The sequence below is a fragment of the Nocardioides sp. CPCC 206348 genome (genome assembly GCF_048654705.1).
Taxonomy (GTDB): domain Bacteria; phylum Actinomycetota; class Actinomycetes; order Propionibacteriales; family Nocardioidaceae; genus Nocardioides.
On record NZ_JBMCZA010000151.1, the window covers coordinates 2,931 to 4,270 of the forward strand.

The 1,340-nt window shown below is 70.8% G+C and carries 2 protein-coding genes; one reads left to right on the forward strand and one right to left on the reverse strand.

From position 1 onward, the window contains the following. Positions 1-1,031 (forward strand): AGE family epimerase/isomerase (locus tag ACOADB_RS10675; protein WP_378598025.1); only part of this gene is annotated, 1,031 nt, incomplete at its 5' end. On the opposite strand, the gene ACOADB_RS10680 is transcribed toward ACOADB_RS10675, so the two are convergent. Beyond that, positions 1,013-1,340, reverse strand: a 328-nt coding sequence (locus ACOADB_RS10680) for a cupin domain-containing protein (protein ID WP_378598026.1), incomplete at its 5' end; no start/stop codon positions are given. The genes ACOADB_RS10675 and ACOADB_RS10680 overlap by 19 nt on opposite strands.

The following is a 1,340-nucleotide window of genomic DNA, read 5'->3' on the forward strand; positions in this document are numbered from 1 at the left end:
CGCGCCAGACCTGGCTCTGCGCCCGCACCTTGTACGTGCGCAGTCTCGGCGTCCTGCTCGGGCGCCCCGGTTCGGGGCTCCTTGCGGCAGGAGCCCTCGCGGCGCTGGACGGGGAGTTCCGCGACCACGAGCACGGTGGCTGGCTGCCGGTCGAGAAGTCCTGCTACCAGCACGCTTTCGTGCTGCTGGCCGCGGCCACCGCGCACCGGGCGGAGGTCCCGGGAGCGGAGCGCCTGCTCGCCGAAGCCGAGGCGGTGTTCGAGGAGCGGTTCTGGGACGAGCGCAGCGGCATGTGCATCGACGAGTGGTCCCGTGACTGGTCGACCCCGGCGTCGTACCGCGGGCTGAACGGCACGATGCACGCGGTCGAGGCGATGCTGGCCGTCGGCGGCGTGTGGACCGATCGCGCGGCCCGCATCTGCGAGCGGGTCGTCGGCATCGGCAGGGACTTCGGCTGGCGGTTGCCCGAGCACTACGACGAGCAGTGGGTGCCGCAACCCGACTTCAACCGCGAGCAGCCGAACGACCAGTTCAAGCCGTACGGCGCCACGGTCGGCCACGCCTTCGAGTGGGCACGCCTGCTGGTGCACCTGGATGCCGCGACCGGCCAGGACCACACGGCCGCGGCAGTTGCGTTGTACGAGCGCGCGGCAACCGACGGGTGGGCGGTCGACGGCGCGAAGGGGTTCGTCTACACGACCGACTGGGAAGGTCGCCCGGTCGTCCACGACCGGATGCACTGGGTGGTGGCCGAGGCGATCGCCGCCGCGACCGTTCTCCATGCCACGACGGGCGAGGAGCGTTACGACCGCGACGCCCGGACCTGGTGGGAGTACGCCGACCGGTACCTGCTCGATCGTGAACAGGGGTCGTGGCACCACCAGCTGGATCGCCACCAGCACCCGCTGCGCACGGTGTGGCCGGGCAAGCCCGACCTCTATCACGCGGTCCAGGCGACCCTGTTCGGGCGCTTCCCCGTCCGTGGCTCGCTCCCGGAAGCCATTGCCAGCGGTCAGCTGGGTTTGGCGTAGGCCGCGACGCCGGAGTCGAACATGACGCAAGGCTCGTCGCCGACGGTCCAGGCATCGTGGCCCGGTTCGATGAGGGTGACGTCGCCCGCTTCCACGGTCATCTCGCTGCCGTCGTCGAACAGGAGGGTCATCTGGCCGGAGACGCAGTATCCGTAGTGCCGGACCTGGCAGGAGTCGGTGCCGGCGATCGGCTTCACGTCGTTCGACCATCGCCAGCCGGGCTCGAAGGTGCCTCGGCCGAGGGTGAAGTCGCCGAGGGTGACGACGTCCATGTGCCCGTGCGCCTGGAAGGGCCGGGTCTCGTGCGGG